At 58.3% G+C, this 15,556-nt stretch carries 12 protein-coding genes; 5 read left to right on the top strand and 7 right to left on the bottom strand.

From position 1 onward, the window contains the following. Positions 1–341 precede the first annotated feature (341 nt). On the bottom strand, positions 342–2,543 hold the full coding sequence (gene katG, locus AC2FIO_RS22040; RefSeq protein ID WP_496699982.1) for a catalase/peroxidase HPI: 2,202 nt from the start codon (positions 2,541–2,543) through the stop codon (positions 342–344). A gap of 268 nt (positions 2,544–2,811) precedes the next feature. Beyond that, positions 2,812–3,657 (bottom strand): SDR family oxidoreductase, encoded by an 846-nt coding sequence (locus AC2FIO_RS22035; protein WP_496699981.1) that lies wholly within the window; start codon positions 3,655–3,657, stop codon positions 2,812–2,814. Positions 3,658–3,747: 90 nt separating this feature from the next. Here AC2FIO_RS22035 and AC2FIO_RS22030 point away from each other — a divergent pair, with 90 nt between their 5' ends. Beyond that, positions 3,748–4,380: a class I SAM-dependent DNA methyltransferase gene (locus AC2FIO_RS22030; protein ID WP_496699980.1), complete on the top strand. Its 633-nt coding sequence runs from the start codon at positions 3,748–3,750 to the stop codon at positions 4,378–4,380. A gap of 5 nt (positions 4,381–4,385) precedes the next feature. On the opposite strand, the gene AC2FIO_RS22025 is transcribed toward AC2FIO_RS22030, so the two are convergent. Genes AC2FIO_RS22025 through AC2FIO_RS22015 form a run of 3 tightly spaced genes read right to left on the bottom strand, consistent with a single transcriptional unit; the run spans position 4,386 to position 8,354 of the window. Further along, positions 4,386–5,165, bottom strand: coding sequence for a carnitinyl-CoA dehydratase (locus tag AC2FIO_RS22025; RefSeq protein ID WP_496699979.1), 780 nt, complete (start codon positions 5,163–5,165; stop codon positions 4,386–4,388). Continuing rightward, positions 5,162–7,177: an acetate--CoA ligase family protein gene (locus tag AC2FIO_RS22020; RefSeq protein ID WP_496699978.1), complete on the bottom strand. Its 2,016-nt coding sequence runs from the start codon at positions 7,175–7,177 to the stop codon at positions 5,162–5,164. Before AC2FIO_RS22020 ends, AC2FIO_RS22025 begins: the two co-directional genes overlap by 4 nt. A gap of 16 nt (positions 7,178–7,193) precedes the next feature. Further along, positions 7,194–8,354: an acyl-CoA dehydrogenase family protein gene (locus tag AC2FIO_RS22015; protein WP_109313076.1), complete on the bottom strand. Its 1,161-nt coding sequence runs from the start codon at positions 8,352–8,354 to the stop codon at positions 7,194–7,196. A gap of 78 nt (positions 8,355–8,432) precedes the next feature. On the opposite strand from AC2FIO_RS22015, the gene AC2FIO_RS22010 reads away from it, so the two are divergent. Then, complete coding sequence (locus AC2FIO_RS22010; protein WP_472722444.1) at positions 8,433–9,374, top strand: GlxA family transcriptional regulator; 942 nt, start codon at positions 8,433–8,435, stop codon at positions 9,372–9,374. Here AC2FIO_RS22010 and AC2FIO_RS22005 read toward each other — a convergent pair. Both AC2FIO_RS22005 and AC2FIO_RS22000 read right to left on the bottom strand, forming a co-directional pair. Continuing rightward, positions 9,371–10,360 carry a sterol desaturase family protein gene (locus AC2FIO_RS22005; RefSeq protein ID WP_496699977.1) on the bottom strand — a complete coding sequence of 330 codons (990 nt, stop codon included), beginning with the start codon at positions 10,358–10,360 and terminating at the stop codon, positions 9,371–9,373. The two genes, AC2FIO_RS22010 and AC2FIO_RS22005, sit on opposite strands and share 4 nt — an antisense overlap. A 22-nt stretch (positions 10,361–10,382) precedes the next feature. Next, the gene (locus tag AC2FIO_RS22000) at positions 10,383–11,138 is read right to left on the bottom strand and encodes a class II aldolase and adducin N-terminal domain-containing protein (RefSeq protein ID WP_496699976.1); all 756 of its coding nucleotides are present in this window, start codon (positions 11,136–11,138) and stop codon (positions 10,383–10,385) included. A 118-nt stretch (positions 11,139–11,256) separates the two neighbouring features. Here AC2FIO_RS22000 and AC2FIO_RS21995 point away from each other — a divergent pair, with 118 nt between their 5' ends. From AC2FIO_RS21995 to AC2FIO_RS21985, 3 genes are all read left to right on the top strand, one after another. Next, positions 11,257–12,132, top strand: coding sequence for a LysR family transcriptional regulator (locus AC2FIO_RS21995; protein ID WP_108860449.1), 876 nt, complete (start codon positions 11,257–11,259; stop codon positions 12,130–12,132). 144 nt (positions 12,133–12,276) lie between these two features. After that, a complete protein-coding gene (ade, locus tag AC2FIO_RS21990; protein WP_496699975.1) occupies positions 12,277–14,079 on the top strand; it encodes an adenine deaminase in 1,803 nt (600 codons plus the stop codon). Then, complete coding sequence (locus AC2FIO_RS21985) at positions 14,076–15,539, top strand: AMP nucleosidase (RefSeq protein WP_282154110.1); 1,464 nt, start codon at positions 14,076–14,078, stop codon at positions 15,537–15,539. The genes ade and AC2FIO_RS21985 overlap by 4 nt, the downstream gene beginning before the upstream one ends. Positions 15,540–15,556: the final 17 nt, after the last annotated feature.

Below are 15,556 nucleotides of genomic sequence, written 5' to 3'. Positions count from 1 at the left end.
CGTCTCCACCGTCTCTCCGATGCGTCCGGCCGTCTCTCCGACCCGTCAGCGCCGCCTCAGCAGCGCCGGTGAAGGGGTATTTACGGATTAGGTCTGGGACCTGCAACCCCCATTTTGAAAAAACTTCACATTTCTCTGCTGAAACTCGCCCATATTAATGAAAACAATAAGTTAGCTTAATAATTTGGGTAAGAAACTCGATCGGGCGCTGCGTGATGCGGGGGTTTGTCAGAGCTTTAGGCGGAATCGTACCCAATGGTTGGTATGCCTGCGGGATCCGACCCAAAGAAAACGCCGCCCGAGTCCCCTCGGGCGGCGCTATCTCTGCGATGATCGTCGATTTACTTCAGATCAAAACGATCCGCGTTCATCACCTTGTTCCAGGCCGAGACAAAGTCGCAGACAAATTTACCCTCGGCACCCGTCTGACCGTAGACCTCGGCGAGCGCCCGCAGTTGCGAGTTGGAACCGAAGACCAGATCGACGCGTGTACCGGTCCATTTGACCTCACCGCTGGCGCGGTCACGACCTTCATAGACGCCCTTGCCGGCCGGTTTCCACTCGGTGTCCATATCCAGAATGTTGGTGAAGAAGTCATTGCTGAGTACACCCACACGATCCGTGAACACCCCATGCTTGGCGTCACCGAAATTGGCACCAAGAACTCGCAGGCCACCGACAAGTGCCGTCATCTCTGGTGCGGACAAGGTCAACAATTGTGCGCGATCGACCAGCAACTCTTCGGGCGAGACGGTGTAGTCGGCCTTTTGGTAGTTGCGGAAACCGTCTGCTGCGGGTTCCAGCACTGCGACACTGTCCACATCGGTCTGCTCTTGCGATGCATCGGTGCGGCCCGGGGTGAACGGAACCTCAACATCCTGACCGCCAGCTTTGGCAGCCTGCTCGATGCCGACGGCACCGGCCAGAACGATCAGGTCGGCCAGCGACACTTTCTTGTTGCCTGACTGCGCGCCGTTGAACGCCTCTTGAACGCCTGCCAGCGCATCCAGCGCCTTGGACAGTTTCATTGGCTCGTTGACGTCCCAATCCTTCTGAGGCGCAAGACGGATACGGGCGCCGTTGGCACCGCCCCGCTTGTCCGACCCGCGGAAGGTCGAGGCCGAGGCCCATGCGGTCGAGATCAGCTCGGACACCGACAGACCGGATGCAGCGATCTTGGCTTTCAAATCCGCTACATCGGCATCATCAACCAGGTCGTGATCCACCGCAGGCACGTTGTCCTGCCAGATCAACTCCTCGGTCGGGGCTTCCGAACCGATATAGTTCGAACGCGGACCCATGTCGCGGTGAGTCAGCTTGAACCAGGCGCGCGCGAAGGCATCTGCGAACTCTTCCGGGTTCTCGTGGAAGCGTTTCGAGATCGGGCCATAGATCGGATCCATGCGCATCGCCATGTCGGCGGTGGTCATCATGGTTTTGACCTTCTTGGTCGGATCACCGGCCGCCGGGGCCATGTCCTCTTCCTTGACGCCGATCGGCTCCCATATCCATGCGCCTGCGGGGCTTTTGGTCAGGTTCCACTCGTATCCGAACAGCAGGTCAAAGTATCCATTGTCCCATTTGATCGGGTTTGCGGTCCATGCGCCCTCGATGCCCGAGGTCGTGGTATCGTCACCGACACCCGAACCGAACTTGTTGATCCAGCCAAGGCCCATCTCTTCGATCGGTGCCGCTTCGGGTTCGGGGCCGACCAGATCAGGATCACCCGCGCCGTGCGCCTTACCAAAGGTGTGGCCACCAGCAACCAGTGCGACGGTTTCCTCGTCATTCATCGCCATCCGGCCAAAGGTGTCGCGGATATCCCGACCCGAGGCCAGTACGTTTGGTTCACCATCCGGGCCCTCGGGGTTCACATAGATCAGACCCATCTGAACGGCAGCCAGCGGGTTTTCCATGTCGCGCTCACCAGAGTACCGGCTGTGCGGGTTGTCGGTGGGGGCAAGCCACTCAGTTTCGGAACCCCAATAGATGTCTTCTTCAGGCGCCCAGATGTCCGCGCGACCACCAGCAAAGCCAAATGTCTTGCCGCCCATGGATTCAATGGCGCAATTGCCGGCAAGGATCATCAGGTCGGCCCAGGAAATCTGGTTGCCGTATTTCTGTTTGATCGGCCACAATAGACGGCGCGCTTTGTCGAGGTTGCCGTTATCCGGCCAGCTGTTCAGTGGCGCAAACCGCTGGTTCCCGGTCGAGGCACCGCCACGGCCATCCGCCGTGCGATATGTACCGGCGCTGTGCCAGGCCATGCGGATGAACAGACCGCCGTAATGACCATAGTCCGCAGGCCACCAGTCCTGAGAATCGGTCATCAGCGCGTACAGGTCTTCTTTCAGCGCCTTCATGTCCAGCTTCTTGAATTCTTCAGCGTAGTCGAAATCAGGCCCCAGCGGGTTCGACGCAGGCGAATTCTGATGCAGGATCGACAGGTTCAGCTGGTTCGGCCACCAATCCCGGTTTGACCGGGTTCCTGCGCCGTGCATTACAGGGCATCCGCCCGTTTTGGGGTTATCACTTCCGTCCATGTCGATCTCCAATCCTGGCTAAAATCCGGCTCGTTCGCGCGGTGAGAAACGCGGGCGATCAAGAACATATATAGATGACACTTTTACCTCTTTTAGATGCGCGGCTTGGATTGCGCGCATTCTGTCAAAGGTATTGGCGACTCTTGTCTTGTCGCCGCCAGACCTAGCAAATTCGAACCATGCAAATAAGTTTTCTTTATGGATGGTTCTGATAACCAAAAACTATCACTAAGCATCCGGGCGCATCACCGCAAATCAGGGCGATAGCTCAGTCACCGGTCATCAGCGACCGCAGCCCGACCCGATAGTTCGGATACATCAGGTTTACACCCAGCTCATCCTTGATCCGATCGTTCCTGACCCGCTTGTTCTCATTGTAAAAGCTGCGCGCCATAGGGGTCATGTCGGCCTCGTCAAACGGTACTTCGGGCGGCAATGGCAATCCCTGCAATTCGGCCGCATAGGCGATGACATCCTGCGGTGGAACGGGTTCATCATCACATACGTTGTAAATCGCCCCCGGATTAGGCGCAGACATGGACGCAGCAAGAACCTGGGCAATGTCGGCGACATGAATTCGGGAAAAGACCTGCCCCGGCTTGATGATACGTCGCATACCCACGCGCTTGAGCTTGGAAAACGGCCCACGCCCGGGACCATAGATGCCCGCAAGGCGAAAGATGTGTGTCGGCAAGCCGGGGATGTTCTGCCACTGCTCTTCAGCCTGCACCCGCCATTTGCCGCGCTGCGCAGTTGGCGTCGCAGGGGTGGCCTCGTCGACCCAGTCGCCCTGATGATCGCCATACACGGCCGTGGTCGACAGGTAGCCAACCCATTTGAATTGCGCCGCCCGTTCGGCAATCTCATCTGCCAATGCAGCCAGAACCGGATCTCCGTCCGCGTTTGGCGCGGCCGAGATCAAAAGATGCGTCACCCCATCCAGCTGTGGCACTTGCCCCGGCCAAATCACCGGCTCTGCGCCGGACGCCTTGACCACCTGCGATTGGGCCGGATCACGCGTCGTGCCCAAGATACGCCAACCATGGGGTTGCAACTGACGGGACAAGGCCTGTGCCGAGTACCCGTGACCGAAGGAAAATAGTGTGCCTGTCATACGCTCTTAGATGATCCGCAATTTCGCCAGATGCAAGAACTCTGCCAAGGATACTTGATTCGAATCCCCCAATGCGCCTTTCTTTTGGGTATGAGTGACAAAACACCAGACCTGCATGCCGCCTACGCGCTGGATTCCCCGGAAGACCACAAGCGTCTCTATGCTGAATGGGCCGGGGATTACGACGAAGGCTTTGCCACGCGCGAGGATTATCAGCTGCACATCCATACCGCCCGCGCCTTTGTCGGCGCCGGCGGGCAAGGGCCTGTGCTTGATGTAGGTGCAGGCACTGGCCTGTGCGGCGCGGTTCTGGCCCGGCTGGGTGTGGGACCGATAGATGCCACCGATATCAGCGCCGAGATGCTGGATCAGGCCATGCGCAAGGATATCTACCGCGACGCCATTGAGGCCGATCTGAACGAAGGCATCCCGGCGCCGCGCGAAAGTTACTCCGGAATCGTTTCATCCGGTTCGTTCACCCATGGCCACCTCGGGCCAGAAGCTTTGACTGCACTGCTGCGTGTGGCCCGCCCCGGTGCTCAATTCGCGCTGTCGATCAATGCCCAACATTATGAAAAGCTGGGATTTGCCGAAGCCCTGCACCGGTTAGCGCAAGGCCAGATTCGAAACCTGACCCTGCCCGAAGTTCGCATCTATGGCGATCTTGCATCTGGCCCCAACAAGGATGACACAGCGCTGATAGCCCTGTTTGAACGCGCTTAGGCCGACTATCGACCTTTCCACACGGGATCACGCTTTTCAGCAAAAGCGCGGGCGCCTTCCAGATTGTCTTCAGAGCCATAAAGAGTATCAACCGTCGGCAATTGCCGCCCGGTGATCCGGTTCATGGCATCCTGAAATTTGGAATCTTCGGCATCGCGTACGATTGCCTTGATCGCGGCATAAACCAAGGGCGGGCCGCTGGCCAAAAGACGCGCCAGTTCCCACGCCCGATCCATCAGTTGATCACCCGGAATGACCTCGTTCACCAACCCCCAGTTCTTTGCCTCATGCGGATCGAACCAGCGCCCGGTCAGCAGCAGTTCCATCGCCACATGATACGGAATGCGTTTGGGCAGTTTTACGCTGGCGGCATCGGCCACTGTGCCTGAGCGGATTTCCGGCAGCGCAAAACTGGCGTGTTCCGCAGCAAGGATCATGTCGGCGCTCAGGGCCAATTCTAACCCGCCGCCGCAGGCAATCCCGTTGACGGCTGCGATGACCGGCTTGTTCATGTCCCGCAGCTCCTGCAGCCCGCCAAAGCCACCAACGCCATAGTCTCCGTCGACTGCGTCTCCGTCAGCGGCTGCTTTTAAATCCCAGCCAGGGCAAAAGAACTTCTCGCCACCCCCGGTCAGGATCGCGACGCGCAGATCAGGATCATCACGGAAGTCACGAAACACCTCGCCCATGACGCGGCTGGTCGCCAAATCAATCGCGTTCGCTTTGGGACGGTCCAAAGTGACTTCCAGAATTGCGCCATCACGCTTGGTTTTGACTGGGTTCATATACTTGCCTTTCGGATTAGAGCATCCACCGCTATGGCACGGTCCGGTGTGCAGATCAGTGGGTTTATTTCAACTTCGCTGACATGGGATGCATTGGCAATGACGTAGGCCTGCACCGCATCGACAGCGTCCAGGATGGCCTCAATCTCTGCCGCTGGATTGCCGCGATATCCCGCCAGCAAAGGGGCGCAGTTCAAATTACCCAGCGCCTCTTTCACCGCGGTGCGAGAGGATGGGATCAAAAGTGAAACCGTGTCGCGCAGGATTTCAGTCAACACACCCCCTGCACCCAGCGTCAGAACGAACCCGTGGGCCGCGTCTCGGGTCACGCCGACCAACAATTCTGCCACGCCGCCAACAGCCATTTCCTCAATAAGGACCTCTTCGGTTCCGATATCCGCCGCGACTTCACCCACAGCGTCAGCGTGAACCTCAAGGCGCACGGCCGCATGTTCCGACTTATGCGCCAGCCCGACGCCCTTGATCGCAAAAGGACCAGTCAGCGCGGCAGAGGCTTGTTTCGCCAGATCTGCCGACACAACAACGTTGTGCGGTACACGCACACCGAATTCCGCAAGAGCCTGCTTGGCTTCTGCTTCGGTCAGAACATGATCCGCAACGGTATCCGAGGGCAGCAGAACCGGTTCGGCCTCCGTTGCTTGCGGCCGCGCGGCCGCCTCAATTGCCGCAAGCGCTTCGTGCAATCCGGCAAAAGGGACAACACCGCCATCGAGTAACCGCTGCGCAACGTCTTCGGGTAAAAGCTCCGGCAGGGTCGCCGTTACTGCAAAGGGACGCCCCGTCTGAGCGACGCAGTTCAACGCAGCCTGCGTGGCGCATTCCCAATCGGTGGCGTCCGTGTGCGGATAGTCGAGAATCGCCATAGTCAGGGCCTGTTCAGGGTTCATCATTGCGGACCACGCCCGTGTCATGGCCTGCGTATCCCGCCAGATATAGGTGTGATAATCCAGCGGGTTCGCCAGTGCTACCATCGGTCCCAAGGCATCGCGCAGGTCAGCTTTTTGTGCTTGCGACAACGGCGGGAAGTGCAGATTGCGCCCCTCGGCCATGTCGGCAGCCAGACTTGCCTCACCACCCGAACAACTGATCGATCCCAAACCGTTCGTATCCAACCGCCCGGTCACGTGCAGCAGCTTGAGGCATTCCAGGAAACTGGGAATGTCATCCAAACGCGCGATCCCGAGCCGATCCAGAAATGCCTGCGCGCCCGCATCACCACCCGCCAACGAGGCTGTATGGGAAATCGTCGCCGCCTGTGCATGGGCGGACCGGCCCACTTTCAGCGCAACAATCGGCACGTTACGATCCCGAGCCTTTTTGGCCAGCGCCTCCCATTTACGCAGGTCACCGAACCCCTCGATATGGACGCCAATCGCTGTGATCCGGTCATCATCCAACAGGGCCGAGGCGATGTCGGCCTGATGGGTCTGCGCCTGGTTCCCACTGGTCAGCATAAAGGCCAGCGGCAAGGCCCGGCGCTGCATCGTCATATTGATCGCTATGTTCGAACTTTGCGTCAGGATCGCCACACCGCGATCTACCGGTCGCATGCCGTGCTGATCGGGCCAAACAGCGGCACGGTCTAGCCCGTTGACGAAGCCATAACAGTTTGGCCCGAGGATCGGCATCTCGCCTGCGGCCTGCACCAAACGGACCTGCAAATCTGCACCCTGATCGTCCTCGGCATGCGCTTCGGTAAATCCCGAGGCAAAACACACTGCACCCCCGGCCCCCATGGCCGAAAGGATCGCGATCGTCTCGATCGTTGCATGACGGTTGATGCCAACAAAGGCTACGTCGGGGGCCGCTGGAAGGTCCTCAAGGCGTGCAAAGGCACTCAGACCCGCGATTTGACCGGCTTTTGGGTGGACCGGCCAGATGTCGCCCTGAAACCCGAATTTCCGGGCCTGTTCGATCACTGAGACGCACCAGGCGCCGCCGCCAATCACGGCGATCGATGTGGGGTGCAAAACGCGTGACAGGGAAGACATCAGGCGGGCCCCACCATCACGCACCGAGTGCCCTCAGAAGATCGCGACTGATAATGTGGCGCTGAATTTCGCTGGTCCCGTCCCAGATACGTTCGACACGCGCGTCGCGCCAGAACCGCTCAAGCGGGTAATCGTCCATCAGACCCATGCCGCCGTGGATTTGGATGGCGGCATCGGTGACCCGCGCGAGCATTTCCGAGGCATAGAGCTTGGCCGAGGCGATTTCGCGGTTTGCGGGCAGGCCTTTGTCCAGGCGGTCGGCTGCGGCCAGCGTCAACAAGTCCGCTGCGTCAATCTCGGTGATCATATCCGCGATTTGGAAGGACACGCCCTGAAACTTGCCGATCTTCTGGCCGAACTGTTCGCGCGTGGCGGAATAGTCCAGCGCATAGTCGAAAGCGCGGCGTGCGCGGCCTACGGACATGGCAGCAACCGTGATACGGGTCGCATAAAGCCAGGTGTTCATCACTTCAAAGCCGCCATCAACCTCACCTAGAACCTGGGCGTCCGGCAGACGGCAATCATCGAAATCAAGAACCATGTTCTTGTAACCGCGATGACTGACCGATTTGTACCCGTCCCGGATGGTGAAACCGGGCGTTCCGCGATCCACCAGAAACGCCGTAATGCGTTTTTTGGGGCCTTTTGGCGTCTGATCCTCGCCGGTCGCGATAAAAACGATGATGAAATCCGCGTGCTCCGCGCCCGAGATGAAATGCTTGGTGCCATTGACCACCCAGTCTCCGCCATCCCGCACCGCGGCGCACTTCATTCCACGAACATCTGACCCGGCACCGGGCTCGGTCATTGCCAGCGCGTCCATCCTTTCGCCACGCACGGCGGGCATCAAGTATCGTTCGACCTGCTCGCCCTCACACGCCATCAGGATGTTCTGAGGACGCCCGAAGAAGTGATTCAGCGCCATGGACCCGCGGCCCAGCTCACGTTCGACCAGCGCGAACTCCAGATGGTTCAACCCTGCACAACCGACGCTTTCGGGAAAATTACAGGCATAAAAACCCAGTTCAATCGTCTTGCGCTTGATCTCATCCGCGATCTCTTCCGGGACTTCGCCGGTGCGCTCGACCAGCGCCTCATGCGGGTAGATTTCGTTTTCCACAAAGCTGCGAACGGTAGAGACGATCATCTCTTGTTCGTCGGACAATCCATATTGCATCGGGCGTCTCCACATCTGGCGTTGCGGCATATTCTGACGCGGCTTGTCATTTGAAACGTGCAGAAATAGAAGTTTACCATGCAAGAATGGACTAAATCACCCTCTGCACCGCAGCAAATCGGGGTTCTTCTGTTCGACGGATTCTCGAACCATTGCCTGGCCAACACGGTCGAGCCGCTGCGCGCTGCAAACACTCTGGCCGGACGTAATTTGTACGATTGGCAGTTCCTTGCGTTGGAGGGTGGTCCGGTGACATCCTCATCCGGGCTGCAGGTCGCGCCGCATCGCCCACTCCAGATCGCCAGTGGGGACATGCTGATGGTCATGCCATCTTATGGATTCCGCACGCATGGCGGGTGGCGCACTCTTTCAGGCCTGCGTTCTGCGGATCAGCGGTTCAAAGTGCTGGCGGGCCTCGACACTGGCAGCTGGCTTTTGGCTCAAGCAGGGCTGCTGGACGGGCATCGCGCCACGATACACTGGGAAGAGCTGACCGGATTTACAGAAAGGTTCCCCGATGTCGAAGCCCACCGCGAGCGCTATGTCATCGACCGCAATCGCATCACCTGTTCCGGGGCCATGGCGGCCTTTGATCTGGTGCTTCATCTGATTGCACGGGATCAGGGACAGGCCCTGGCGCTGGAAGTGTCGCAACTGTTCATGACCCGCGATTCAGCGCGCTCGCATGCGGGCGGTGCCGGCGCGACCAGCGGTTACGTGAACAAGGCGCTGGCCTTGATGCAGGAACACCTTGAGATCCCCTTGCCAGTGTCCGAAATCGCAAGCCGGGTTGGCCGATCGCAGAAAGCCTTGTCCGTCCGCATGCAGTCCGAGCTGGGCGCGGGTCCCGCGCAGGTTTACCGCCGCCTGCGCCTGAATCTTGCGCGCAAACTGGTGGCAGAAACCGACCTGAGCATCGGTGAGGTTGCCCTGCGCGCGGGCTATGACGACCCCAGCGCCCTGACCCGTGCCTTCAAAGCCGAATTCGGGGTCACGCCGCGCGCGCTTCGGGCCAGCTAGGTATACATCTGTTTCTTGTAGGCCCTTGTCCGGGTCGTCGCCTCGGCCGATCCGTCATGATATGTGCCAAACCACTTGTCGAACGGAATTTCAGAGGTGCCGTAGTTGCATTCAAAATACCGGTGGTGAAGCTGGTGAAAGAAATCACCGGCACGGGCGGCATCCGTGTCTCCGGCCTTTAGTTTTTCAAACCCGGAATGAGACAACACGGGGCTGATCTGCTGGAAGGAGGCGTGGAACAGTACATGCAAAGGGTGCGACGGCACGATCAGGTGAATGAAATAGGTCGTGAAGTACAGCAAGTTCTCGTACCAGTGGTTCGAGATTCCCGACCAAGGCCCAATGTTCACGTTTCGATGATGCACAGCATGCACGTATTTGTAGAGCTTCGGGTGATGTTCCAGCCGGTGCACCCAGTAAAAGTGCAGACCTGACCACATCGGGATAAACACCATCCACACAACGAACCAGACCGGCGCGCCGGACCACGTGATGGTTGGCACATAGCCGTTGGCCATCGCCCAGTAGATGATCCACTGATAAACGGTCGCGACGGTCATCGCGCTGCCCAGCGTCCACCAGATATTGTCCAGAACCTGATTGCGGAATGTGAACGTACCATTGTTGCGGGTCAGGTCGCGGCGGTCGAACTTTTTGTACATGCCCTGCCCTTTTCGCATGTACAGCCACCAGTGCAGCCCACCTGCGACGAGTATCTGGGGCACCATGTTCAGCAGCCAAATGCGAAACATCCAACCCGGGGCAAAGCTTTGCATACTTTCCAAGGACGGGAAAAAGATAGCATAGGCGGTAACCGCCAGCGCAAGGCACAAGGTCAATGCCGTAATCTGCAGCCACGCCCCGCTGTACCATTTCAGCACGGCTGACGGACGTGGTGGCCAATTGAACAAGGGGTTTAACCCCACCGGACCTTCAGGATGATAGTGCCAGCGGGCGGATTCCGGATTCTGTGTAGTGTCAGACATGGTCGTTACCCTGATAAGGTTGTCATGTGGCGTAGTCAGAGCCGCCATCGTCCAATATGGCCTTGATCTCTCGCAGATGAGCCTGGGCCTGATCGGGATAGTCTTCCAATTCTTGGGCAGTCTTTTCGGCAATCTCATCTGGCAGGACGCGCAATGGCTGGCCGGTCTGCAGCGCTCGGATGTAGGTTTCCGCTGCGCGTTCAAAATAATAAAGCCTGTTAAAGGCATCTGCCGGGTCACTGCCGATCACAAGAACACCGTGATTGCCCATGATCATGACCTTTTTCTTGGGGTCCGACAGCATGGATGCACAGCGCTCACCTTCGCTCTCAAAGGCGAGGCCTCCGAATTCCTGATCGATGACATACCGGTTATAGAAAGTAGCCGTGTTCTGATCGATCGGGGGCAAGGTGCTATCCGCCAACGATGCCAGGACCGTCGCAAAGATCGAATGCACGTGCATCACACAGCGCGCATGCGGACAGTGGCGGTGGATTGATCCGTGCAGACCCCAAGCCGTCGGATCCGGGGCACCGGGTTGGTTCATCACATCGGCATCATTTGCGTCCAGAAACAGCAGATTTGACGCTTTGACCCGTGCAAAGTGCATCTGGTTCGGGTTCATCAAAAATTGCGTACCTTCCGGGTTCACCGCAAGGCTGAAATGATTGGCAACGCCTTCGTGCATGTTCAATCGCTCGACCCAGCGAAAGGTTGCAGCCAGATCAACTCGTTCGGCCCAGTGGTCGATATTGGCGCGCAGGTTTGTAACAGTCATTCCGGGCTCCTTTGCGGATAGCTGAGAACTTTCGGAAATCGTGCCTGTAGCGTCAAAAATTGACCAACGAAAAAAACGCAACTATTCCATTAGCTGAACTAATGGCAAGGTTATACGCATGCAAAAACCACTTCCTCCGCTGGGTTGGCTCCGCACGTTTGAAGCAGCGGCGCGGCACTTGTCCTTTACCGGCGCAGCCCGGGATCTGAACATGACGCAAAGCGCGGTCAGCCAGCAGATCAAGTCCTTGGAAGGGTACCTTGGCCAGCCTTTGTTTTTGCGTCGACCACGTGCGTTGGAACTGACCGAAGCGGGCATCACGTATCTTCCGGTGGTGCGCGAGGCATTTCGGACACTGGTACGTGGAACTCAGGCCGTGACCGGCGCCCAGCAGAACGCGGTTCAGGTTCAAAGCAACATCACCTTTGCCGTGAATTGGTTGGCGCCCAGACTGCCGAAATTTCGGGTACAGCATCCCGAGGTGCAACTGAATATCTTTACTGAGCTTTGGGAGCCGCGCGAAATGGCCGAAGGGGCCGCCGTGGAAATCCGTTATTCACTACGGCCGTCAGATACGGTTAGGACCGAATTGCTGAGAACGGATCATTATTATCCAGTCTGTGCGCCGGGCTATCACGTGACGTTGGACAACCTGCAACAGCACCCGCTTTTTGACTGCTCAAACCTTCTGTCGAATTGGCTGGGGTGGACCGAGGAACAGGGTCTAAATTGGGAAAATCCTGCAATTACTTATTCGACCACCTACTTGGTCAGCCTGTCCGTAGCCATGGCTGGCGGAGGGCTGTGTCTGGCGCATGACACAATTGCCAGTGACCTGATTGCGCAAGGTCGTTTAGTAGCCCCGTTCGCCCATCGCGCACCCATGCCTGAAGCCTATTATCTGCTTCTGTCACCGCGCGCCGAAGAAAGCCCCGGTGCTATAGCGTTTGCCAATTGGGTTCGCCGCGAGCTGGAGCATGATACACAGAAATAACCGAGGCTTGCTCCCGCCCATCATCGATGCCCTGCCGGGCGTCTCTTCTGGTTGGACAGTGCAGCGCTGACGCGCTGCGTGACGGTTTGATGATACCTGTTCACAAGGGGTTGAACCTTCCTGCGCATTCGGGAAAGTTGGGCCATGGAACACACACCCTTCCCTAGTTGGCCCGATGTCGCCCCCCGTCTGATTGCCGTAGCCGCAGGTCGTGAAGCTGCAGATTCGGTCATTCGCGGCGGAATCTGGGTAAATGTGCACAGCCGCGAAACCCTTCCGAACCATGACATTGCGATCGCTGATGGGCGCATCGCTTACGTCGGACCCGATGCATCACATTGCACCGGCCCAGAGACTCAGGTCATCGAAGCCACCGGGCGTTATATGATCCCTGGCCTGTGTGATGCGCATATGCATATCGAATCGGGCATGCTAACCCCGGCTGAATTTGCCCGCGCTGTCATTCCGCATGGAACCACCAGCATGTTCACCGACCCGCATGAGATTGCAAATGTCCTTGGCCTGGACGGCGTGCGCATGATGCATGACGAGGCGATGATGCAACCGGTGAACATCTTTACCCAGATGCCGTCCTGCGCCCCATCTGCGCCGGGACTAGAAACGACGGGGTACGAAATCACCGCCGAAGACGTGGCCGAAGCGATGAACTGGCCCGGCATCATCGGCTTAGGCGAGATGATGAACTTTCCCGGTGTCATCAATGGCGACCCAAAGATGCTAGCGGAAATCGCCGCAACGCAACGCGCCGGGAAAACCGTAGGAGGACACTACGCTTCGCCTGATTTAGGGCCTGATTTTGCCGCCTATGTTGCTGGGGGTCCGGCGGATGATCACGAAGGTACCTGCGAGGCAGACGCGATCGCACGTGTTCGGCAGGGGATGCGGTCGATGATGCGGCTGGGCTCGGCCTGGTATGACGTGGAAAGCCAGATCACTGCGGTCACGAAAAAAGGGTTGGACCCGCGCAACTTTATCCTGTGCACCGACGATTGCCACTCAGGCACGCTGGTTAATGACGGCCATATGAATCGCGTGGTTCGGCACGCCATCGCTTGCGGATGTGATCCGCTGATTGCCCTGCAAATGGCGACGATCAACACGGCGACCCATTTCGGGCTGGAACGTGAGATCGGCTCGATCACACCGGGGCGGCGCGCGGATATTATCCTTAGCTCGGACCTGAAAGAACTACCCATCGACACCGTGATTGCGCGCGGTCAGATCGTCGCCGACAGCGGCAAAATCACCGTGGATTGCCCGCACCTCAACTGGCCTGATACCGCCCGGAACACCGTGCATCTGGGGCATACGCTGACCGCTGCCGATTTCGAAATCCAAGCGCCTGCAGGGGCAAACCGCGTGCAGGCCAACGTGATCGGTGTGGTGGAAAACCAAGCTCCGACCAAAGCGTTGAAGTCTGAATTGCCGATCATCGAAGGATTGGTCGAGGGCGACGACGATGTCTGCCAGATCGCGCTGGTTGAACGGCACCGGGCGACGGGCGGCGTGACGAACGCTTTCGTTTCCGGATTCGGATATCAGGGCAAAATGGCGATGGCCTCGACCGTGGCACATGACAGTCATCACATGATCGTAGTCGGCACGGACCGCGAACAGATGGCACTGGCGGCAAATCGGCTGGCCGAGGTGGGTGGCGGCATCACCATCTTCCGCGATGGAGAAGAACTGGCGCTGGTCGAATTGCCCATTGCGGGCCTGATGTCTGACAGCCCTGCATCGCAGGTTGCTGCCAAGGCCGACGACATGGTTGCCGCGATGGTGGCCTGCGGCTGCACCCTCAACAACGCATATATGCAGCACTCACTTTTGGCACTGGTCGTGATTCCGGAATTGCGGATATCGGATCTGGGTCTGGTGGATGTGCGCACCTTTGAAAAGATTGATCTTCTGGAACCACTTGCATGACAATAATAAAAACACCCGACGCACCTAAACCGGAACAATTCACCGACCCCAAAGCAGCGGTCGCTCGGTTGGAAGCGCTGTATGAACAAGCAACCCGCTTTCTGTGCGACAGTTTCTCGGCAGCCATTGAACACGGCGCACCAACAGCGCGGTTCAGAGCCTATTACCCGGAAATTCGCATCAGAACGTCGTCTTATGCCCATGTAGACAGCCGCCTGAGTTTTGGCCACGTCTCAGAACCCGGCATTCATGCCACGACGGTTACGCGGCCTGATTTGTTCCGGTCTTATTTGACACAGCAGATCGCGTTGCTGATCAAAAACCACGACCAGCCGGTTACGATTGGGCCGTCCGACACACCGATCCCGGTGCATTTCGCGGTTGCCAACAATCCCGATCTGCACGTCCCGCAACAGGGCGCGGCCGGGTTCACGTTGCGCGATGTCTTTGACGTTCCCGACCTGACCACGACCAACGATGATATCGTCAACGGGGTGTACGACCACGAAGATGAAGCCGGTCCGCTAGCCTTGTTTACTGCCCAACGCGTCGACTATTCGCTGGCCCGGCTTGCGCATTATACCGCGACGGATCCCAGCCATTTCCAGAACCATGTCCTGTTCACGAACTACCAGTTCTACGTCTCTGAGTTCGAGAATTACGCGCGTGCGCAATTGGCCGATCCGGACAGCGGTTACACCAGCTTCGTTTCGACCGGGAATGTCGAGATCAAGGGCTCCGAGGAAGAGTTGGCCCAACCGCTGAAGCTGCCGCAAATGCCAACCTATCACCTGAAACGCGAGGACGGGTCCGGGATCACGCTGGTCAATATCGGCGTTGGGCCTTCGAACGCTAAAACGGCCACTGACCATATCGCCGTTCTGCGGCCCCACGCCTGGCTGATGGTCGGCCACTGTGCCGGGCTGCGTAACACGCAGGCGCTGGGGGATTTCGTTCTGGCCCACGCCTACCTGCGTGAAGACAAGGTGCTGGACGATGACCTGCCGGTCTGGGTTCCGATCCCGCCGCTGGCCGAGGTTCAGGTCGCGCTGGAAAGCGCCGTGGCCGAGGTCACCGAGTTGGAAGGATACGAGCTTAAGCGGATCATGCGCACAGGCACCGTCGCCTCGGTCGACAACCGCAACTGGGAACTGCGCGACCAATCCGGCCCTGTGCAAAGGCTCAGCCAATCCCGCGCCATTGCACTGGATATGGAAAGCGCAACCATCGCCGCAAATGGCTATCGGTTCCGGGTTCCCTACGGCACCTTGTTGTGTGTTTCTGACAAACCGCTGCACGGCGAATTAAAGCTTCCGGGCATGGCATCTGCCTTTTATACCACCCAGGTCAGTCGCCATCTTGCAATCGGAATTCGGGCGATGGAACATCTGCGCGGCATGCCGTTAGAGCGTCTGCACAGCCGGAAATTGCGTTCATTCGACGAAACAGCCTTTCTCTGACGCAAAAAAGCAACGAT

It is taken from the genome of Ruegeria sp. CDSB086 (assembly GCF_059611065.1).
The sequence above is the reverse complement of the archived record's forward strand: the minus strand, read 5'-3'. Positions and strand labels throughout refer to the sequence as shown.